Below are 21,303 nucleotides of genomic sequence, written 5' to 3'. Positions count from 1 at the left end.
GTCGGTCGGCCGGTTTGCTGGCGGTCGGGCCCGGGAACCCGGTAGGGTCACCGATCGTTGCGAACAGTGACCGGACGGCAACACGCTGGTGAGCGTGCGCCGGAGCACTGACTGCGCGCCGCCCCGGATCGGGTCACGACGGGGCGATGTGCCGGGCGAGGGGGTGCGGCTAGCATGACCGGGGTAGCGGTGGGCAGTACGCGGGTGCCTGCACCGGGCGGCAGGCAGGCGACAGGAGGGCGAGCCCTGATGCAGAAGGCCAAGATCCTCCTGGTCGACGACCGACCGGAGAACCTGCTGGCGCTGGAGGCGATCCTCTCGGCGCTGGACCAGACGCTGGTGCGCGCGGCCTCCGGTGAGGAGGCGCTCAAGGCGCTGCTCACCGACGACTTCGCGGTGATCCTGCTGGACGTGCAGATGCCGGGGATGGACGGCTTCGAGACGGCCGCCCACATCAAGCGCCGGGAGCGCACCCGGGACATCCCGATCATCTTCCTGACCGCGATCAACCACGGTCCGCACCACACCTTCCGCGGCTACGCGGCCGGCGCGGTGGACTACATCTCCAAGCCCTTCGACCCGTGGGTGCTGCGCGCCAAGGTCTCCGTCTTCGTCGACCTGTACGCGAAGAACTGCCAGCTGAAGGAGCAGGCGGCGCTGCTGCGCCTGCAACTGGAGGAGGGCGGCGGCGAGCAGGCCCTCGGCGGGGCGCTGCTGGGCGAGCTGTCCGCGCGGCTGGCGGCGGTCGAGGAGCAGGCGGAGGCGCTCGGCAAGCAGCTGGACGGGGGCGAGGACGCCGGGGTGGCCGCCACCGCCGCGCACCTGGAGCGCAAGCTCGCGGGGCTGCGCCGGGCCCTGGACGCGATGCGTCCGGGCAGTTCCTGACCCGCGGCCGGCGTTCACCCGTCCGGGTGGTCCGGTGTGCTGCGACCGGGTGAATCCCGGTCAGGGTGACGGTGTGTCTGCGACACGTCCGGGCGCCCGGGCTCGGGCACATGTGCACTGGTCGCCCGCCCCGGTAGGCTGCTGACCCATGGCCACTCGCACGCCCGGGAACGCAGCACGTAAGACGAGTCCGGGAGCGTCCAGGAAGGCCGCGGCGAAGGCCCCGGGCAAGCCGCCCGCGAAGAAGGCGGCGGCGAAGAAGGCGGCCCCCGCGAAGAAGGCCGCGGCCAAGCAGGCCCCGCCCCCGCCGAAGCCGTCCAGGTCGGTGCTGATGGGCACGCTCAACGCCCTGGGCAGCCCGATCGGCGCGATCTTCCGGGGCTTCGGCGACGGGGCCAAGAACCTGCATCCGGCCCACCGCAAGGACGGCGTGGGCCTGCTGCTGTTCGGGCTCGCGCTGGTGACCGCGGCCGGCACCTGGTTCAGCCCGCAGGGCTGGCTGGGCGAGGGCGCCACCGCCGTGGTGTCCGGGCTGTTCGGCCGGCTCGACGTGCTGGTGCCGTTCCTGCTGGCCGCGATGGCGATCCGGCTCTGGCGCCACCCGGAGCTGCCGGAGGCCAACGGCCGGATCATGATCGGGCTGAGCGCGCTGCTGGTCGGCGTCCTCGGCCTGGTCCACATCGGCTGCGGCGCGCCCATGATGGGCAGCGGCGCCTCCCGGATACGGGCGGCCGGCGGGATCATCGGCTGGGCCGTCTCCACCCCGATGATGGCCGCCGCCGGACCGGCGCTCGCCGTGCCGCTGCTCCTGCTGCTGGCCTTCTTCGGCCTGCTGGTGGTCACCGCCACCCCGATCAACCGGATCGGCGACCGGGTGCGCGGGGTCGGCATACGGCTCGGCGTGGTCGAGCCCGGGCCCGAGGACGAGCAGCTCTGGGGGCGCACGCCGGAGCGCGAGCTGTCCACCGACCCGCCGGAGGACGCCGACCCCGACGCGCTGCCGTTCACCGTGGACACCGGCAGTGACGACCCCTCGGACGAGGTGGCCGCCCGCCGGCGCCGCCGCCGGCGCAAGCAGACCGACGAGCCGGAGGACGCCGAGCGGATCTCCCTCGACAAGGAGCCGCTGGACCCGTACGCCACCCGCGACCTCGCCGCCGGCGCGGCCGCCGACCTGGACGGCGCGCTGGTCTACGGCGTGCCCGCCTCCTCCGCGGTGGCGGACATGATGCACCAGGTGCAGGACCGCACCGCCCCGCCGGAGGAGGCCGCCGTCCCGGCCGCCCGCAGCGGCGGGCCGGGCGCGCCCGAGGAGCACGGCGCGGCGCCGGTGCGGATGGAGCAGCTCCAGCTCGGCGAGGGCGTCACCTACGCGCTGCCCTCGCTCGACCTGCTGGAGCGCGGCGGCCCGGCCAAGGCCCGCAGCGCCCTCAACGACGAGGTGGTCGCCCAGCTCACCGGCACCTTCGCCGAGTTCAAGGTGGACGCCAAGGTCACCGGCTTCACCCGGGGCCCGACGGTCACCCGCTACGAGGTCGAGCTCGGCCCGGCCGTCAAGGTGGAGCGGATCACCGCGCTCGCCAAGAACATCGCGTACGCGGTGGCCAGCCCGGACGTGCGGATCATCAGCCCGATCCCGGGCAAGTCCGCGGTCGGCATCGAGATCCCCAACCGGGACCGCGAGATGGTCAACCTCGGCGACCTGCTGCGCTCGCGCACGGCCGCCGAGGACACGCACCCGATGGTCGTCGGCATGGGCAAGGACGTCGAGGGCCACACCGTGATGGCCAACCTCGCCAAGATGCCGCACATCCTGGTGGCCGGCGCGACCGGCGCCGGAAAGTCCTCCTGCATCAACTGCCTGATCACCTCGATCCTCGCCCGGGCCACGCCCGACGAGGTGCGGATGGTGCTGGTCGACCCCAAGCGGGTCGAGCTGACCGCGTACGAGGGCATCCCGCACCTGATCACGCCGATCATCACCAACCCCAAGAAGGCCGCCGAGGCCCTCCAGTGGGTGGTGCGCGAGATGGACATGCGCTACGACGACCTCGCGGCGTTCGGCTTCCGGCACGTGGACGACTTCAACGCCGCCGTGAAGGCCGGCAAGGTCACCCCGCCGCTGGGCAGCGAGCGCGAGCTGAGGCCGTACCCGTACCTGCTGGTGATCGTCGACGAGCTGGCCGACCTGATGATGGTCGCCCCGCGCGACGTCGAGGACTCGGTGGTCCGGATCACCCAGCTGGCCCGCGCGGCCGGCATCCACCTGGTGCTCGCCACCCAGCGGCCCTCGGTGGACGTGGTCACCGGCCTGATCAAGGCCAACGTGCCGTCCCGGCTGGCCTTCGCGACCTCCGCGATGGCCGACTCCCGGGTCATCCTGGACCAGCCCGGCGCGGAGAAGCTGATCGGCAAGGGCGACGCGCTCTTCCTGCCGATGGGCGCGAGCAAGCCGATCCGGATGCAGGGCGCGTTCGTCACCGAGGCGGAGATCGCCAGGGTGGTGGAGCACTGCAAGGACCAGCTGAGCGCCGTCTACCGGGACGACGTGATGGTCGGGGCCGGGCCGAAGAAGGAGATCGACGAGGAGATCGGCGACGACCTGGATCTGCTGGTCCAGGCGGCCGAGCTGGTGGTCTCCACCCAGTTCGGCTCGACCTCGATGCTCCAGCGCAAGCTCCGGGTCGGCTTCGCCAAGGCGGGCCGGCTGATGGACCTGATGGAGTCGCGCGGGATCGTCGGCCCGAGCGAGGGCTCCAAGGCCCGCGACGTGCTGGTGAAGCCGGAGGAGCTGGACGGGGTGCTGATCACCCTTCGGGGTTGACGGTCGGCCCCTGGGGCCGGCGGCGCCGTGTCCTGACCGAGGTGTCACTCGTTCGGAGGAGGGTAGGCGCCGTGTGGGGAACCGAACGTCCGTACGCCGCGTCACACGGCGGAAAGCGACCGCCGGGCTCCCCCCGCACGGCTCCGCTGACGGTTCGTCAGCGCCGTGCCGGACCCCGGTCGGACCGGGCGCGCGCATTCGGCCCGTTCCGCTTGAGAAACGATCCGCCCGCGCCCCTAGACTGTTCCCCAGCAGGTGGCCATCCGCTCGAAAGGCGTGCCCCGTGACCATCGGCAAGTCCTCCGACCGCGAGAACGCCATGCCGTCCGTCGAGCCGACCGACGACGTGGTGCAGGCGGCCGATGCCCCGAGCATCGGCCGGGTGCTGTCCACCGCCCGGATCGACGCGGGGCTCACGGTGGACCAGGTGAGTACCGCCACCCGGGTGCGGGTGCCGATCGTCCATGCCATCGAGGAGGACGACTTCGCCCGCTGCGGCGGCGACTTCTACGCCCGAGGGAACATCCGGCTGATCGCCCGCGCGGTCGGCCTGGACGGCGAGGCGCTGGTCGCCCGGTACGACGCCGCGCACGGCGGCCCGCCCGCCGCCAGGCGCCCGGCGACCCAGCTGATCGACAGCGGCCCGATCAAGGTGCCCCGGCGCGGCCGGCCGAACTGGGCGGCCGCCATGGTCGCCGCGATCGTCGCCGTGGTCGCGCTGATCGGCTTCAACCTGGTCAGCGGCAAGGGCGGGCACGGCACCACCGGCTCGGCCAGCGCGCCGCTGCCCAGCGGCTCCGGGACCGGCTCGGTGGCCCCCGCCGCCACGCCCGCCGTCCAGCCGCCGGCGCCCGTGCCGAGCGCCGCCGCGATCGCCGCCGTCCCGGCCGACAAGGTCACCGTGAAGCTGGTCGCCGAGGGCACCAGCTGGGTCTCGGCGATGGACGGCAACGGCAAGTCGCTGTTCCAGAACAACATCGGCAACGGCCAGGACCAGACCTTCACCGACCCCAAGCAGATCAAGCTGGTGCTCGGCAACGGCGGGGCCGTGCACGCGTACGTCAACGGGAAGGACCTCGGCCTCCTGGGCAAGGACGGCCAGGTGGTGCACGTCACGTACACCCCCGGAGACCCGCAGGCGGGCTGACCACAGGGGCCGTCCGGCCCACTGATGATCAGCTGATCCGAGGCGCGCGGCCTCCGGGGCGAACGGCACCGGAGCCCGCGCGTTAATCTTGGGCCTATGCCTGAACGCCGTACTGTCGCCCTTGTCACGCTCGGATGCGCCCGCAACGAGGTGGACTCCGAGGAACTCGCCGGGCGACTGGAGGCCGACGGCTGGTCGCTGGTCGACGACGCCTCCGAAGCGGATGTCGCCGTGGTCAACACCTGCGGCTTCGTCGAGGCCGCCAAGAAGGACTCGGTGGACGCCCTGCTGGAGGCCAACGACCTCAAGGGGCACGGCCGCACCCAGGCCGTCGTCGCGGTCGGCTGCATGGCCGAGCGGTACGGCAAGGAGCTCGCCGACGCCCTCCCCGAGGCGGACGGCGTCCTCGGCTTCGACGACTACGCGGACATCTCCGACCGCCTCCAGACCATCCTCTCCGGCGGCCACCACGCCCCGCACCTCCCGCGCGACCGCCGCAAGCTGCTGCCGATCAGCCCCGCCGAGCGGCAGAGCGCCGCCGAGACCGTCGCCCTGCCCGGCCACGGCACCGAGGCCGCCGCCGAGCCCATCGCCGACCTGCCCGACGGCCTCGCCCCGGCCTCCGGCCCGCGCACCCTGCGCAAGCGGCTGGACGACAGCCCGGTCGCCTCCGTCAAGCTCGCCTCCGGCTGCGACCGGCGCTGCTCCTTCTGCGCCATCCCGGCCTTCCGCGGCTCCTTCATCTCCCGCCGCCCCTCCGACGTGCTCAACGAGGCCCAGTGGCTGGCCGGGCAGGGCGTGCGCGAGATCGTCCTGGTGAGCGAGAACAACACCTCGTACGGCAAGGACCTCGGCGACATCCGGCTGCTGGAGACGCTGCTCGGCGAGATCTCCGCGATCGAGGGCGTCGAGCGGGTCCGGGTCTCCTACCTCCAGCCGGCCGAGATGCGCCCGGGCCTGGTCGACTCGATGACCGGCACCGCCGACGTGGTGCCCTACTTCGACCTGTCCTTCCAGCACTCGGCGCCCGCCGTGCTGCGCCGGATGCGCCGCTTCGGCTCCACCGACCAGTTCCTGGAGCTGCTGGGCACCATCCGCGGCAAGGCCCCGCAGGCCGGCGCCCGGTCCAACTTCATCGTCGGCTTCCCCGGCGAGACCGAGGAGGACTTCGCCGAGCTGGAGCGCTTCGTCACCCACGCCGGGCTGGACGCGATCGGCGTCTTCGGCTACTCGGACGAGGACGGCACCGAGGCCGCGACCTACGACGGCAAGCTCGCCGACGACGTGATCGCCGACCGGGTGGACCGGCTGAGCCGGCTGGCCGAGGAGATGACCGCCCAGCGGGCCGAGCAGCGGATCGGCACCGAGGTCGAGGTGCTGATCGAGTCGATCGAGGACGGCGTGGTCGAGGGCCGCTCGGCCCACCAGGCGCCGGAGACCGACGGCCTGACCACCCTGGAGGGCGTCGAGGCCCCCGCGGTCGGCCAGTTCTGGCGGGCCAAGGTGGTCGCCAGCGAGGGCGTCGACCTGATCGCCGAGGCGCTGGAGCAGGTGCGACTGCCCCGGACGTCGGGGGCCGAGGCCTCGGGAGCCGGGGAATGACCAAGGGGCCCGGCGCCCCGGCCGCGGCCCACCCGGGCAGACCGGTGGCCGCGGCGCCGTCGACCCCGGGGATCTGGAACATCGCCAACGTGCTCACGATGGTCCGGGTGCTGCTGGTGCCGGTCTTCGTGGCGCTGCTGTTCGCCGGCGGCGGGCACGACCCCAAGTGGCGCTCGGTCGCCTGGGCCTCGTTCGCGATCGCGATGATCACCGACCTGTTCGACGGTGAACTGGCCCGGCGCAAGGGCCTGGTCACCGACTTCGGGAAGATCGCCGACCCGATCGCCGACAAGGCGATCATGGGCTCGGCGCTGATCGGCCTCTCGCTGCTCGGCGACCTGCCCTGGTGGGTCACCGCGGTGATCCTGGCCCGCGAGCTCGGCATCACCCTGATGCGGTTCTGGGTGATCCGCTACGGGGTCATCCCGGCCAGCCGCGGCGGCAAGCTCAAGACGCTGACCCAGGGCACCGCGGTCGGCATGTACGTACTGGACCTGACCGGCTGGCTGGCCACCGGGCGGGCGGTGCTGATGGGGCTGGCGGTGCTGCTGACCGTCGGCACCGCGCTGGACTACATCGGGCAGGCGCTGCGCCTGCGCCGCGAGGGACGGACCGCGGCGCGGGCCGGCCGCTGAGCGACGGGGGAACCGGGTGTCGGAGCGGGACGTGGCGGAGCACGGCGCGGCGGCGCGGGGCGTGCCGGTGCGGGACGCGGTGGCGCCGGACGCGGCGGCGCGGGACTTCGCACTGGCCGAGCGGGCGCACGCCGCGCTGCGGGCCGAGGGCGGCACGCTCGCCGTCGCCGAGTCGCTGACCGGGGGGCTGCTGGCCGCCGCGTTGGTGGACGTCCCCGGGGCGTCCGCGACCTTCCGGGGCTCGGTCACCGCGTACGCGACCGAGCTGAAGGCCTCGGTGCTCGGGGTGGACGAGGGCCTGCTGGACGTGTACGGGCCGGTCCACCCGGTGGTGGCCCGACAGATGGCCGAGGGCGTGCGCGCACTGCTGGGGGCCACGTACGGGCTCGCGACGACCGGGGTGGCCGGGCCGGACCCGCAGGACGGGCAGCCGGTGGGCACCGTACACCTGGCCGTCGCCGGCCCGGGGGGAACTCTGGTCAGTTCTCCCCTGCTGTCGGGCGGTCGTGCCACAATCCGTCACGAAGCGGTGACCGCCGCGCTGGAGCTGCTGGTCGGTCGGTTCGCGCGGTAGGCCGGTTCGTACGGCCGGCCGGTTTCGCGCGACCGGGGCCCGTGGGGAGGGCCTCCACCGACCGGGATCGCCGGGCGGGCGCGCGGGTATGGGACAGCGGGAGGATCGTGTTACATCCAACACCCTGGTTGGGCAGAAACCAGGTGGCGAACGAGTTGCGTGACGGTGGCCGGGTGGGTCGCTACGGGTACCACGAGGGGCCCGCGAACCCGGGTGCGACACCGGAACAAGGAGGGGGACGGCCTTGCAGCCCAGAGTGAACACGACCAGGGTCCCCGCACGCGAAGCGGGCAAGGCGGTACGGTGGGGTCGTGACATCTCGATCCGCAGTCCGAGGAGGGAGGCACCGATGATCCTGCTTCGTCGCCTACTGGGCGATGTACTGCGTCGGCAGCGCCAGCGCCAGGGCCGCACACTCCGCGAGGTGTCGGCGGCAGCCAGGGTTTCGCTCGGATACCTCTCCGAGGTCGAGCGGGGACAGAAGGAGGCCTCCTCGGAGCTGCTCTCCGCCATCTGCGACGCACTCGACGTCCGGATGTCCGAGGTCATGCGTGAGGTCAGCGACGAACTGTCGCTCGCTGAACTTGCGGCGATGGCCACCCTCTCCGAAGGTGATCTGCTGAGGCCGGTACTCGAACCGGTTCCGCTGCCCGCCCCCGGCACCGACCGGGCGAACATGTCGCCCAAGGCCGCCGCGATGGACGTGGTCGCCGCCTGATCCCGGCCTCGACTCCCGGGCGCCCCTGCCCGGGGCGAGCGAAGGGAGGGCGGTCGTGCGAACAGACGCGCAGACGCGCCCGATGGCCCGAATACGGGCCCGGGCGCGGCTGTTCCTCCGGGTACGGCGTCCGGTGCGGTGGGTGCTGGCGGCCTCGGCGGCCGGGCTCGCCTGGTGGCTCCTGGTGGTCCGGGGACAGCTGACCGACGGTGCGGCGCTGGGGCTGCTCGTGGCCGGCGGCTGGGGACTCGGTCTCATTCCGGTCCACGCCGACTGGAACGCGACCGGACCGGCCCGGCGCCCGCGTGCGGAGCCGGTAGGGCCGGTGGAGGTACAGCCACCGCCGATCGGGTGATGGACGTGGCCGGAGGCCGCGGGGTCGACGACCCCGCGGCCTCCGGCGTCCTACGGGTGCCGCCGTGGTTCAGGGGCGCAGGCGCAGGCCGCGCGGGGTGGCGTGGAAGCCCGCCTCCTCCAGGGCGCGGCCCAGGGCCGAGCCCAGGGCGGGCTCGCCGTTGGCCCGTTCGACCGTGACGCTGCCGAGCGCGCCCTCCCGGACGGCGGCCGCGAGCGCCCCGGCCGCCAGCGCCCGGGTGGCCTCGTCCTCCGGCCAGGCCAGCAGGGACTTGCCGCCTCGCTCGACGTACAGCGCCGGATCGCCGTCCACCAGGACCACCAGGGCGCCCGCCTTGCGGCCCGGGCGGTGGGCGGTGGGCTCCTTGCCGTCGGGGGCCGCCGGCGGGTCGGGCCAGGGCAGGGCCGCGCCGTAGGCGTTGGCCGGATCGGCGGCGGCCAGCACCAGCGTCTGCGGCGGCTCGCCCGCCGGGGCGGCCGGCCACTCGGCCGCCCGGGCCCGCTCCAACCGGCCGTTCACCGAGCGCAGCCGGTCGGCCGCGCCCTCCATGGCGAACTGGGCGCCGCCCAGGCCCTCGACGAAGTAGCCCCGGCGGGCCCGGCCGCGCTCCTCCATCGCGGCGAGCACCCGGTAGACCCCGGCGAAGCCGCCGGGCACCCGTTCGGCCGCCACCGCGCCCCGGGTGAGCAGTCCGTGGCGGTCCAGCAGGTTCTGTGCCTGGGCGGTGGCCCGGACCGTCGGGTCGGCGGCGAAGGCGGGCAGCAGCGACCAGCGGCCGGCCACCGTCGGCGGGCCGCTGCGCAGGGCGCCGCCGACCCGGCCGAGGGCGCGGCCGGCACCGCCGTAGCGGCCGCGCGGGGTGGACCGGGGCGCGCGGTGGGCGGTGGCGCCCGCCGTCCGGCCGGAGCCGAGCAGGGCGCGCAGCGGGGCGAGGGTGTCGTTGGTGACGAAACCGGCCCAGACCAGGTCCCAGAGCGCCTCGACGACCTCCGGCTCGGCGGTCTCCTCCGGGAGCTGCTGGACGAGTTGGCGGAAGAACAGGCCGTAGCCGCCGGCCAGCGCGGACAGCAGCGCGCTGTGCACCGGGGTGAGCGCGGGCGGGACGGGCTCGGGGCGCAGCAGGTGGGCGTTCTCGGCGAGGTGCAGGCTGAGCCAGCCGTCCTTGCCGGGCAGGGCGCCGGCCCCGCACCAGCCGATCTCGCCGGCCGCCATCAGCTCGTCCAGCAGGCCGGGGGAGTAGTCGGTGAGCCGGGCCGGGAGGATCAGCTTCTCCAGCGCGGAGGCGGGCAGGGCGGTGCCCTGGAGCTGCTCGACCACCCGCAGCAGGCCGTCCGGGCCGCGCAGCCGGTGGCCGGCCAGGTGCTGCCACTGCGGCAGGAAGGCGGCCAGGGCGCGCGGCGGGACCGGCTCGACCTCGTGGCGCAGGGCGGCGAGCGAGCGGCGGCGCAGCCGGCGCAGCACCTCGGCGTCGCACCACTCGGGGGCGGTGTGCCACTCGGGGTCGGTCTGGCTCCCGGCGGGCCTGAAGTGGCCCTGGACCAGGCGGCCGGCGGCGGTCAGGCGGTGCAGGGTGCCGGTGACCACGGCGGTGCCGAGGCCGTAGCGGGCGGCGGCCTCGGCGGCGGTGAACGGGCCGTGGGTGCGGGCGTGGCGGGCGATCAGATCGCCCAGCGGGTCCTTGACCGGCTCGGTGAAGGCCTCCGGGACGCCGACCGGCAGCGGGGTGCCCAGTGCGTCGCGCAGCCGTCCGGCGTCCTCGATCGCGGCCCAGCGGCGCTCGCCGGCGATCCGGACCTGGATCACCCGGCGGGCGGCCTCCAGCTCCAGGGCCCAGAGCGGCTCGGCGCCGCGGACGGTCAACTCGGCCTCGGAGAGCGGGCCGAGCAGGCGCAGGGCGTCGGCGACGCCCTCGGTGTCCCTGAGCCGGCGCTCGGGGGTGAGGCGTTGGAGCTCGGCCTCCAGTTCGGCGAGCACCCGCGGGTCGAGCAGCTCGCTCAGCTCGGCCTGGCCGAGGAGTTCGGACAGCAGCCGGGAGTCGAGCGAGAGGGCGGCGGCGCGGCGCTCGGCGAGCGGGGAGTCGCCCTCGTAGAGGAACTGGGCGACGTAGCCGAACAGCAGCGAGCGGGCGAAGGGCGAGGGCTCGGGGGTGGTGACCTCGACCAGGCGGACGGCGCGGGACTCCAGATCGCCCATCAGCTCGACCAGGCCGGGGACGTCGAAGACGTCCTGCAGGCACTCCCGGACGGCCTCCAGGACGATCGGGAACGAGCCGTACTCGGAGGCGACTTCGAGCAGTTGGGCGGCGCGCTGGCGCTGCTGCCAGAGCGGGGTGCGGCGGCCGGGGCTGCGGCGGGGGAGCAGCAGGGCGCGGCCGGCGCACTCCCGGAAGCGGGAGGCGAACAGGGCGGAGCCGCCGACCTGGTCGGTGACCAGCTGCTCGATCTCGCTTGGGTCGAACAGGGTGGCGTCGGCGCCGACCGGGGCCTCGTCCTGGTCCGACTGCGCCGAGGGGCTGCCGAAGTCGAAGTCGAGGCTCAGCAGGTCGGCGTCGGGCAGGCGCAGCACGATGCCGTCGTCGGCGTGCATGACCTGCGGGTCCAGGCCGTGCCTCTCGCGCAGGCGGGCGCCGAGGGCGAGCGCCCAGGGGGCGTGCACCTGGGCGCCGAAGGGGGAGTGGACGACGATCCGCCAGTCGCCGAGCTCGTCCCGGAAGCGTTCGACCACGATGGTGCGGTCGTCGGGGAGGTGGCCGCAGGCGGCGCGCTGCTCGGCCAGGTAGTCCAGCAGGTTGGCCGCCGCCCAGTCGTCCAGGCCGGCCCGCTTGAGGCGCTCGGTGGCGGCCTCGGGTGGCAGGGCGCCCAGTTCGCGGGTGAAGGCGCCGAGGGCGCGGCCGAGTTCGAGCGGGCGGCCGAGCGTGTCGCCCTTCCAGAACGGGAGCCGGCCGGGGACGCCGGGGGCGGGGGTGACCAGCACCTTGTCGTGGGTGATCTCCTCGATCCGCCAGGAGGTGGTGCCGAGGGTGAACACGTCGCCGACGCGGGACTCGTAGACCATCTCCTCGTCGAGCTCGCCCACCCGTCGCCCACCACCACCCTTCTTCTCGGGGTCCGAGCCCGCGATGAAGACGCCGAACAGGCCGCGGTCGGGGATGGTGCCGCCGGAGGTGACGGCCAGCCGCTGGGCGCCGGGGCGGCCGGTCACGGTGCCGGCCACCCGGTCCCACACCAGGCGGGGGCGCAGCTCGGCGAAGGCGTCCGAGGGGTAGCGGCCGGCCAGCATGTCGAGCACGGCGTCGAAGGCGGACTGCGGGAGGGTCGCGAAGGGCGCGGCGCGGCGGACCACGGCGAGCAGGTCGTCCACCGGCCAGGTGTCCAGGGCCGTCATCGCGACCAGCTGCTGGGCGAGCACGTCCAGCGGGTTGCGCGGAATGCGCAGCGCCTCGATCCGGCCGGCCCGCATCCGCTCGGTGACCACGGCGGACTGGACGAGGTCCCCCCGGTACTTGGGGAAGAAGACGCCGGTGGAGACGGCGCCGACCTGGTGGCCGGCCCGGCCGACCCGCTGCAGGCCGGAGGCGACCGAGGGCGGGGACTCGACCTGGACGACCAGTTCGACGGCGCCCATGTCGATGCCCAGCTCCAGGCTGGAGGTGGCGACCACGGCGGGCAGCCGGCCGGCCTTCAACTCCTCCTCGACGAGCGACCGTTGCTCCTTGGAGACGGAGCCGTGGTGGGCCCGGGCGATGACCGGGGGCGCGCCCTTGGCCGCGCCCGATCCGCCCATCAGCTCGGCCGGGGCGTGCGCCTCGGGGACGGCGGCGCCGGTGGCGCGCTCGTAGGCGATCTCGTTCAGCCGGTTGCACAGCCGCTCGGCCAGCCGGCGGGAGTTGGCGAAGACGATGGTCGAGCGGTGCGCCTCGACCAGGTCGACGATCCGCTCCTCGACGTGCGGCCAGATCGAGGCCTGCCGCTGCGGGTCGGTGCCGGCGGCGCCGCCGGTGGCCGGGGCGGCGGGCAGGTCGTCCAGGTCGGGGACGGGGACGACCACCGAGAGGTCGAACTCCTTGGCAGTGGCGGGCTGGACCACGGCGGCGCCGCGCCGCGGGCTCAGGAAGCGGGCCACCTCCTCGACCGGGCGGACCGTCGCGGACAGGCCGATCCGGCGGGCCGGGCGGTCCAGCAGTTCGTCCAGCCGTTCCAGGCTGAGCGCGAGGTGCGCGCCGCGCTTGGTGTCGGCGACCGCGTGCACCTCGTCCAGGATCACCGTGTCCACGCCGCGCAGGGCCTCCCGGGAGGCGGAGGTGAGCAGCAGGAACAGCGACTCGGGGGTGGTGATCAGGATGTCCGGCGGATGGGTCGCGAAGCGGCGGCGGTCGGCGGCCGGGGTGTCGCCGGAGCGGATGGCGACCTGGACCTCGGGCTCGGGCAGGCCGAGTCGGACGGCGGCCTGGCGCAGGCCGGCCAGGGGGGCGCGCAGGTTCCGTTCGACGTCCACCGCGAGGGCCTTGAGCGGTGAGACGTACAGGACCCGGCAGCGGTGCCTCGGCTCGGCGGGGGGAGGGGTGCTGCTGAGCCGGTCGAGGGCGGAGAGGAAGGCGGCCAGCGTCTTGCCGGAGCCGGTGGGGGCGACCACCAGGACGTCCGTCCCCCGCTGGATGGCCTGCCAGGCCTCGGCCTGCGCGGCGGTGGGGGCGGAGAAGGCACCGGTGAACCAGGCCCGGGTGGCCGGGGCGAAGCCGGCCAGGGGGTCGTCGGCGGGCGGGGTCGGGTGCTGGGGCGCCATGCCCCCATGGTGCCGGGTGGGACCGACAAGCGGGGGCGGGCGGGAGGTTCGGAGGAGGGGTGCAAGCCGGGGAGCAGAAACCACAATCCGCTCATATGGTGAGGAATCGGATGGGTGATCCACCCGTGACCCACCGGACCGACGAGCGGAGACCGTGCGATGGCGCAGGCGCACCCGTCGGGCGGGCCCGCCCGACGCCGTCGGGTCCGCGGGCCCGCCCGGGCGCTGCTTGCGATGCTGCTGATGGCGCTCGTGGTGGGCGGCGCCGTCCCGTCCGTGTCCGGGGCGGGGCGGGCGTACCTCAGCTACCTGGTGCTGGCCGAGGGCGAGGACGCCGCCGGCGCCGCCCGGGCCGGGGCGGAGAGCCGGGCGGCGGGCGGGCAGGTGGTCCAGGAGTACCCGCAGATCGGGGCCGTGCTGGTGTACGCGACCGGCCCGTTCGCCGACCGGGTGCGGGGCCGGCCCGGGATCGCCGCGGTCGGGGCGACCAGGACCGCGCCGGTGGTCGCGCCGCCGCGGGCGGTGACGGGGGCGGGGGACTTCACGGCGGGTGCCGGGACCGGTGGCCGGGCGGTCGGTGACCGGATGGACGGGGAGACCGTCACGGTGCCCGATCCGGGGGAGGCGGGCGCCTGGAACCTCGCCATGCTCGGCGGTGCCGCCCGCGGGGCGGCGGACGCCTCGGCGGTCTCCGGCGGTGCCGCACCGAGCGCCGACGCGCTGCGCGGGGTGCTGGTCGCGGTGCTGGACTCCGGGGTCGACGACACCCACCCGGACCTGCGGGCCGCCGTCGACCCGAAGGCCTCCGCCTCCTGCGCGGACGGCCGGCCCGACGCCCGCACCGGCGCCTGGCGGCCCGACCCCGGGGTGGTCGAGAGCGGCCACGGCACGCACGTCGCCGGGATCGTCGGCGCCACCCGGGACGGCCACGGCGTCACCGGGGTGGCGCCCGGGGTGCGGATCGCCGCCGTCCGGCTGCTCGGGCCGCTCGGGCAGTACTACGCGGAGAACATCGTCTGCGGCATGCTCTGGGCCGCCGACCACGGGGCCAAGGCGGTCAACAACAGCTACTTCGCCGACCCGTGGAAGTACAACTGCCCCGGGGACGCGGACCAGGCCGCGCTGATCGCGGCCGTCGGGCGGGCCGCCGGGTACGCCCGGCGGGCGGGGGCGGTGGTGGTCGCCTCGGCGGGCAACGACGGGCAGGACCTCGGCGCCTCGCGGACCGACGAGCGGAGCCCCAACGACCGGGTCTCGGGGCCGGCGCCCCTGCGTCACCTGGGCACGGAGTGCGTACGGCTGCCCGGTGAGCTGCCCGGGGTGGTCACCGTCACGGCGGTGAACCGGGACGGGCACCCGGCGGCCTACTCCAACTACGGGCGCGGACGGGTATCGCTGGCCGCGCCCGGCGGCGACCCGGACGGCGGGCCGCAGGGGGCGGTCGTCTCCGACTGGCCGGACGGGCGGTACGCGGCGCTGGCGGGGACCTCGATGGCGGCCGCGCACGTGACCGGGGCGGTGGCGGTGGCGGCGGCCCTGCACCCGGAGCTGGGGGCGGACGGGTTGGCCGCGCTGCTGGCCGGGGCGGCGGCGCCGGGGTGTCCCCCGGGGCTCCTGGGCTGCGGGGAACGGCAGTACTTCGGGGCGGGGCTGCTGGTGCTGCCCCGGTGACGGGGGCGCGGGCCGCGCCCCGCGCGCCCGTCGGGTGGTGGGGCGGGGAAAAGCAGGTGACGGGGCGGTGGGACGGGGGTGAGGATCGGGGCATGGGTGATTCGGGTGCGGCCGTGTTCCTGACGACCGAGCGGCTGGTGCTGCGGCGCTTCACGACGGCGGACGCGGACCGGCTCGTGGAGCTGGACGGGGACCCTGCGGTGATGCGCTTCCTCACCGGGGGGAAGCCGAGTCCGCGGGAGTGGGTCGAGGGGGAGCTGCTGCCGCGCTACCTGGAGCACTACCGGCGCTACGGCGACCTCGGCTGGTGGGCGGCCGAGGAGCGGGCGGGCGGGGCGTTCCTGGGGTGGTTCGAGTTCCGGCCGACGCGGGAGGGGGAGCGCGGGGAGGTCGAGCTCGGGTACCGCTTGCGGCAGGCCGCGTGGGGGCGCGGCTATGCGACGGAGGGGGCGCGGGCGCTGGTCCGGCTCGGGTTCGCGGAGCTGGGGGTGGAGCGGGTGGTGGCGTACACCATGGCGGTGAACGCGGGCTCGCGGCGGGTGATGGAGAAGAGCGGGCTGTCGTACGTCCGCACGTTCCACGAGGACTACCCGGAGATGATCCCGGGCAGCGAGCACGGCGAGGTCGAGTACGCGCTGACGGCCGGGGAGTGGCGGGCCCGGTCCGGGATACTTGGGGCATGAGGCTGACGGAGTTCTGGCGACGGATGTACGCGCACTTCGGGGAGGGGTACGCGGAGTCGTTCGCGACCGACCATGTGATGAGCGAGCTGGGCGGGCGGACGGTGCGGCAGGCGCTGGAGGCGGGCTGGGAGGCCAAGGACGTCTGGCGGGTGGTCTGCGACACCCAGGGCGTCTCCGGGGTGCTGCGCTGACTGCCGGCCCCCCGGGGGCATGGGACAGACTGTTCGGGTGACAAATAGCGCGGAACAGAAGAATTCGGACCGGGACGCCGAGGGCGCTCCGGCGGGTGGGGGTCTGTGGGGCGGCGGGATGCCGCGTTGGCTGCCGCGGGCGATGGTGCTGTTCCTGGTGCTGGTGGGGGCCTTCCAGCTCGCGGACTGGGCGTTCCGGCAGTTGATCGACCTGTTCGTGATGCTGCTGGTGTCGTTCTTCCTGTCGCTGGCGCTGGAGCCGGCCGTGGACCGGATGGCCGCGCGGGGGGTGCGCCGGGGGGTCGGGACCTTCCTGGTGTTCGTGGCGGTCGGGATCGCGGTGGTGGGCTTCCTCGCCGCGCTCGGCACCCTGCTGGTCGACCAGGTGGCGAAGCTCGCGGGGGACCTGCCGCACCTGGTCGACAACCTGATCGACTGGATCAACCGGACCTTCCACCAGGACCTCTCGCTGGGCGAGCTGCAGAATCGATTGCTCAAGGATTCCGGCACCATCGAGACCTACGTCCAGCAGGCCGCCGACAACGCCTGGGGCGTCTCGTCCACCGTGATCGGCGGGCTCTTCAAGGCCTTCACGGTCGGGCTGTTCACCTTCTACTTCACCGCCGAGGGCCCGCGGGTGCGCCGGACGGTCTGTTCGATGCTGCCGCCCGCCAAGCAGGCCGAGGTGCTGCGGGCCTGGGAGATCGCGCTCGCCAAGACCGGCGGCTACCTGTACTCCCGGGCGCTGCTCGCGGTGGTGTCGGCCGCCGGGCACTGGGTGATGTTCGAACTGCTCGGCCTGCCGTACGCGGCGGCGCTGGCGGTCTGGGTCGGCGTCATGTCGCAGTTCGTGCCGACCCTCGGGACCTACCTGGCCGGGACGCTGCCGGTGCTGGTGGCGCTGACGGTGAAGCCCGTGGACGCGCTCTGGGTGCTGGTCTTCGTGGTGGTGTACCAGCAGATCGAGAATTACCTGCTGCAGCCGAGGATCACCGCGCGGACGGTGGACGTGCACCCGGCGGTGGCCTTCGGCTCGGTGATCGCGGGCGCGGCGCTGCTCGGCGCGGTCGGCGCGGTGATCGCGATCCCGGCGGCGGCGACGCTCCAGGGCTTCGTGGGGACGTACGTACGGCGGTACGAGGTGGCCACCGACCCGCGGATCGACCGGGGCGAGCAGCGGCGGGCCCGGCGGGAGCTGCGCCGGGAGGCGGCCCGGCGGCTGCGCCGGATGGTCGGCGGGGACGGGGCGAGGCGCGGGGAGTGACCCGGGGCGCCGCCCCCGGGGTGTTTCCGGGGGCGGCGGGGCCCGGACGTGCGACGCTTGAATCGAACAGATGTTCTTTGTACTCTCCGGCGTGGAGTTTTCCACAGGCGGAGCCCGGCCGGGCCCGTTTGTCAGTGGGACGCGCTAGCGTCGAGGACGATGAAGCGCACAGCACAGAACCCGAGGGAAAAAGCCATGGCAGGTACGGATCGCGAGAAGGCCCTTGAGACCGCGCTCGCCCAGATCGAGCGGCAGTTCGGCAAGGGCTCGGTGATGCGCCTCGGCGAGAAGGCCAACGAGCCGGTCGAGGTGATCTCCACCGGGTCCACCGCCCTGGACGTCGCCCTCGGGGTCGGCGGCATCCCGCGTGGCCGCGTGGTCGAGATCTACGGCCCCGAGTCCTCCGGCAAGACCACCCTGACCCTGCACCTGGCCGCCAACGCCCAGAAGGCCGGCGGCACGGTCGCGTTCGTCGACGCGGAGCACGCGCTCGACCCGGAGTACGCCAAGAAGCTCGGCGTGGACACCGACGCCCTGCTGGTCAGCCAGCCGGACACCGGTGAGCAGGCGCTGGAGATCACCGACATGCTGATCCGCTCCGGCGCGATCGACCTGGTGATCATCGACTCGGTCGCGGCGCTCGTGCCGCGCGCCGAGATCGAGGGCGAGATGGGCGACTCGCACGTCGGTCTGCAGGCCCGGCTGATGAGCCAGGCGCTGCGCAAGATCGCCGGTGCGCTGAACCAGTCGAACACCACCGCGATCTTCATCAACCAGCTGCGCGAGAAGATCGGCGTGATGTTCGGTTCGCCGGAGACCACGACCGGTGGCCGGGCGCTGAAGTTCTACGCCTCGGTCCGCCTCGACATCCGCCGGATCGAGACCCTGAAGGACGGCACCGAGGCGGTCGGCAACCGCACCCGCGTCAAGGTGGTCAAGAACAAGGTCGCCGCGCCGTTCAAGCAGGCCGAGTTCGACATCCTCTACGGCGTGGGCATCAGCCGCGAGGGCGGCCTGATCGACATGGGCGTGGAGCACGGCTTCATCCGCAAGTCGGGCGCCTGGTACACGTACGAGGGCGACCAGCTCGGCCAGGGCAAGGAGAACGCCCGCAACTTCCTGAGGGACAACCCGCAGCTCGCCGACGAGATCGAGCGGAAGATCAAGGGCAAGCTCGGCATCGGCCCGAAGGTGGAGGAGCCGGCCGAGGAGAGTGCCGAGGCCGCCGCCGACGGCGCGGCCAAGCCGATCACCGCGACCGCCACCAAGACGGCCGCGGCGAAGAAGACGGCGGCGGCCAAGGCCTGAGCCGTTGACGCAGTACGACACGGTGGGCGGCGGCCCGGCGGGCCCGGAGGACGACGACTACGGGCCGCCGGACTGGTTCGCCGCGGTCGCGGAGGAGGACGAGCACGGGCCGCCGGACTGGTTCGCAGCCGTCGCGGAGGAGCCCGAGCCGGTGGCCGCGAAGCCCCGGGCCTCGCGCTCCCGGCGCGGCCGTCCGTCCACCGCGCAGTGGGCATCCGGCGCCGAGCCGGAGTTCGACCTGGCTCCGACCCGGGCGGTGCGCGGCGCGGCGCCCGGGCCGGAGCCGGCGGAAACCCCGGTCGAGGCGCTCGGCCTGGTCTCCGCCTCCGAGCTGCCCACCGGCCGCCGGCGGCGGCGCTCGGCCCTGGAGGCCGAGCAAACCGAAGCGGCCGGGCCCGCTTCGACACCGACGGCCGTGGAGAGCGGCCGCGGCGGCGGCGAGGCGGCCGGTCACGGGGGTGTGGCCGCCTCGGCCTCCCGTCGCGACGGGCGCCGGGGCCGCTCCGGCACCGGGCTGCCCGGGGAGGAGGGCTCCGGCCGTACCTCCCGGAAGCAGGCCGAGGAGTCGGCCGACCCGGAGACCCGCGCCCGGGACATCTGCCTGCGGCTGCTGACCGGCGCCGCCAAGACCCGCAAGCAGCTCGCCGACGCCCTGCGCAAGCGGGAGATCCCGGAGGAGGCCGCCGACGCGGTGCTCACCCGGCTCGAAGAGGTCGGGCTGATCGACGACGCGGCCTTCGCCGCGGCCTGGGTGGAGTCCCGGCACGCCGTCCGGGGCCTGTCCCGGCGGGCGCTGGCCCAGGAGCTGCGCACCAAGGGCGTCGCCGCGGACCTGGTCGAGCAGGCCGTCGCCCAGCTCGACCACGACGACGAGACGGACGCGGCCAGGGCGCTGGTCGAGCGCAAGCTGCGGTCCACCCGGGGGCTGGACACCCAGGTGCGCACCCGGCGGCTGGTCGGGATGCTGGCCCGGCGCGGCTACTCCGAAGGACTGGCGTTCCGGGTGGTGCGCAGCGCGCTGGAAGAGGAGTGGAGTGAACCGTCGGGTCGGGAGTAGTGGCAGTTCTGTAGGTGTCTTGGAGTGGACCAGGTCAACTCTTGACCCTCCCGTGACCCCCACCTAGCCTCGCCTTCAGTGCCCGGGGCGCCTCCGGACGGCGGCGCGCGCGGCGACGGGGGAGTGGGCGGGAATGGGGATCTCGGCGGGCACCGGCCCGGGCGGCTCACTGGTGCCGGTCGCCGGATCGGCCGCACTCCTGCTGCTGGTGGTCGTGGCCGCCGCCGGGCTGGCGATCAGGCGGCTCCGGGCGGCCCGGCGCGGTGCGCTGGCCGAGGCCGAGCAGGCCCGCCGGTGGGCCGAGGAGCAGTCCGCCCGGCAGCGGACCGAACTGGCCCGCCGCGAGGAGGACATGGCCGAGGAGCTGCGCAGGCTGCGCCGCCGGGAGGACGAACTGGCCGAGCGCTCCGCCGAGGTGGAGCAGTCCCGGGGCGAGGCCGAGGCGCTGGTCGCCCGGCGGGCGGCGGCGTTGGAGCGGGCCGCCGGGCTCTCCGCCGAGCAGGCCCGCGCCGAACTCCTGCGGGAGGCCGAGGACTCGGCCCGGCGGGAGGCCGCGGTCACCGTCCGGGAGATCGAGCGCGAGGCCCGGGAGGAGGGCGAGCGCCGGGCCCGGGACATCGTCGCCGGGGCGGTCCAGCGGCTGGCGACGGAGCAGACCGCGGAGAGCGCCGTCACCGTCCTGCGGCTGCCGAACGAGGACATGAAGGGCCGGATCATCGGCCGCGAGGGCCGCAACATCCGCGCCTTCGAGGCGGTCACCGGCGTGAACCTGATCGTCGACGACACCCCCGAGTCGGTGCAGCTGTCCTGCTTCGACCCGGTCCGCCGGGAGACCGCCCGGCTCACCCTGGAGCAGCTGGTCGAGGACGGCCGGATCCACCCGACCCGGATCGAGAGCCTGTACGAGCGCAGCCGCGAGGAGGTCGGGCAGAGCTGCGTCCGGGCCGGCGAGGACGCCCTGCTGGAGGCCCGGGTCGACGGGGTGCACCCCGAACTCGTCCGCACCCTGGGCTCGTTGCGCTACCGGGCGTCGTACGGGCAGAACGTGCTCGGGCACCTGCTGGAGTCCGCGCACCTGGCCGGGATGATGGCCGCCGAGCTCGGGGTGGACCCGGAGCCGGTGCGGCGCGCGGCGCTGCTGCACGACATCGGCAAGGCGCTCACCCACGAGTCGGAGGGCAGCCACGCCGCGGTCGGCGCGGAGCTCGCCCGGCGGTACGGGGAGTCCGCCGAGGTGGTGCACGCGATCGCCGCCCACCACAACGAGGTCGATCCGCGCACCGTGACGGCCGTGCTGACCCAGGCCGCGGACGGTTGCTCGGGCGGCCGGCCGGGTGCGCGCAAGGAGTCGCTGGAGCTGTACGTCCGGCGGCTGGCGCGGCTGGAGGAGATCGCGCGTTCGCACGAGGGCGTGGCCGAGGTGTTCGCGATGCAGGCGGGCCGCGAGGTGCGGGTGATGGTCCGTCCGGACGCGGTGGATGATCTCGGTGCGGAGCTGATCGCCCGTGAGGTCGCCCGCCAGGTCTCCACCGAGCTGACGTACCCGGGCCAGATCCGGGTGACGGTGGTCCGCGAGAGCCGGGCCACGGCGGTGGCCGGCTGAGACC

At 74.6% G+C, this 21,303-nt stretch carries 16 protein-coding genes; 15 read left to right on the top strand and 1 reads right to left on the bottom strand.

Annotated features, from left to right (window positions below):
- The first annotated feature begins 246 nt into the window (after nt 1–246).
- From ACFCY1_RS35965 to ACFCY1_RS35930, 8 genes are all read left to right on the top strand, one after another.
- A complete protein-coding gene (locus ACFCY1_RS35965; RefSeq protein WP_049659044.1) occupies nt 247–885 on the top strand; it encodes a response regulator in 639 nt (212 codons plus the stop codon).
- Nucleotides 886–1,033: 148 nt separating this feature from the next.
- Nucleotides 1,034–3,709 carry a DNA translocase FtsK gene (locus ACFCY1_RS35960; protein ID WP_117489687.1) on the top strand — a complete coding sequence of 892 codons (2,676 nt, stop codon included), beginning with the start codon at nt 1,034–1,036 and terminating at the stop codon, nt 3,707–3,709.
- 283 nt (nt 3,710–3,992) lie between these two features.
- Nucleotides 3,993–4,856: a helix-turn-helix domain-containing protein gene (locus ACFCY1_RS35955; protein WP_375877275.1), complete on the top strand. Its 864-nt coding sequence runs from the start codon at nt 3,993–3,995 to the stop codon at nt 4,854–4,856.
- A 96-nt stretch (nt 4,857–4,952) separates the two neighbouring features.
- Complete coding sequence (rimO, locus tag ACFCY1_RS35950; protein ID WP_049660304.1) at nt 4,953–6,458, top strand: 30S ribosomal protein S12 methylthiotransferase RimO; 1,506 nt, start codon at nt 4,953–4,955, stop codon at nt 6,456–6,458.
- Complete coding sequence (pgsA, locus tag ACFCY1_RS35945) at nt 6,455–7,093, top strand: CDP-diacylglycerol--glycerol-3-phosphate 3-phosphatidyltransferase (protein WP_049660306.1); 639 nt, start codon at nt 6,455–6,457, stop codon at nt 7,091–7,093. The genes rimO and pgsA overlap by 4 nt, the downstream gene beginning before the upstream one ends.
- A 79-nt stretch (nt 7,094–7,172) precedes the next feature.
- On the top strand, nt 7,173–7,667 hold the full coding sequence (locus tag ACFCY1_RS35940) for a CinA family protein (protein WP_199823226.1): 495 nt from the start codon (nt 7,173–7,175) through the stop codon (nt 7,665–7,667).
- 349 nt (nt 7,668–8,016) lie between these two features.
- Nucleotides 8,017–8,385: a helix-turn-helix domain-containing protein gene (locus tag ACFCY1_RS35935; protein WP_049660741.1), complete on the top strand. Its 369-nt coding sequence runs from the start codon at nt 8,017–8,019 to the stop codon at nt 8,383–8,385.
- A gap of 55 nt (nt 8,386–8,440) precedes the next feature.
- Nucleotides 8,441–8,740, top strand: coding sequence for a hypothetical protein (locus ACFCY1_RS35930; protein WP_375877274.1), 300 nt, complete (start codon nt 8,441–8,443; stop codon nt 8,738–8,740).
- Between the two features lie 69 nt (nt 8,741–8,809).
- On the opposite strand, the gene ACFCY1_RS35925 is transcribed toward ACFCY1_RS35930, so the two are convergent.
- A complete protein-coding gene (locus tag ACFCY1_RS35925; protein ID WP_375877273.1) occupies nt 8,810–13,522 on the bottom strand; it encodes an ATP-dependent helicase in 4,713 nt (1,570 codons plus the stop codon).
- Between the two features lie 159 nt (nt 13,523–13,681).
- Between ACFCY1_RS35925 and ACFCY1_RS35920 the strand changes: the two genes are divergently transcribed.
- The 7 genes from ACFCY1_RS35920 (at nt 13,682) to rny (ending at nt 21,299) form a co-directional block, all read left to right on the top strand.
- A complete protein-coding gene (locus tag ACFCY1_RS35920; RefSeq protein WP_375877272.1) occupies nt 13,682–15,193 on the top strand; it encodes a S8 family serine peptidase in 1,512 nt (503 codons plus the stop codon).
- Between the two features lie 92 nt (nt 15,194–15,285).
- A complete protein-coding gene (locus ACFCY1_RS35915; RefSeq protein ID WP_074005700.1) occupies nt 15,286–15,876 on the top strand; it encodes a GNAT family N-acetyltransferase in 591 nt (196 codons plus the stop codon).
- Nucleotides 15,873–16,067, top strand: a complete 195-nt coding sequence (locus ACFCY1_RS35910; RefSeq protein WP_375877271.1) for a DUF3046 domain-containing protein — start codon at nt 15,873–15,875, stop codon at nt 16,065–16,067. The genes ACFCY1_RS35915 and ACFCY1_RS35910 overlap by 4 nt, the downstream gene beginning before the upstream one ends.
- 118 nt (nt 16,068–16,185) lie before the next feature.
- Nucleotides 16,186–17,331: an AI-2E family transporter gene (locus tag ACFCY1_RS35905; RefSeq protein ID WP_117489693.1), complete on the top strand. Its 1,146-nt coding sequence runs from the start codon at nt 16,186–16,188 to the stop codon at nt 17,329–17,331.
- Nucleotides 17,332–17,526: 195 nt separating this feature from the next.
- Complete coding sequence (gene recA, locus ACFCY1_RS35900; RefSeq protein WP_049659177.1) at nt 17,527–18,639, top strand: recombinase RecA; 1,113 nt, start codon at nt 17,527–17,529, stop codon at nt 18,637–18,639.
- Nucleotides 18,640–18,643: 4 nt separating this feature from the next.
- Complete coding sequence (gene recX / locus ACFCY1_RS35895) at nt 18,644–19,696, top strand: recombination regulator RecX (RefSeq protein WP_375877270.1); 1,053 nt, start codon at nt 18,644–18,646, stop codon at nt 19,694–19,696.
- A gap of 133 nt (nt 19,697–19,829) precedes the next feature.
- Nucleotides 19,830–21,299, top strand: a complete 1,470-nt coding sequence (gene rny, locus ACFCY1_RS35890; protein WP_375877269.1) for a ribonuclease Y — start codon at nt 19,830–19,832, stop codon at nt 21,297–21,299.
- The last annotated feature ends 4 nt before the right edge of the window (nt 21,300–21,303 follow it).

It is taken from the genome of Kitasatospora sp. NPDC056273, assembly GCF_042268845.1.
Lineage (GTDB): Bacteria > Actinomycetota > Actinomycetes > Streptomycetales > Streptomycetaceae > Kitasatospora.
Note: the sequence above shows the minus strand (reverse complement) of the source record. Positions and strands in the feature narration are given on the sequence as shown.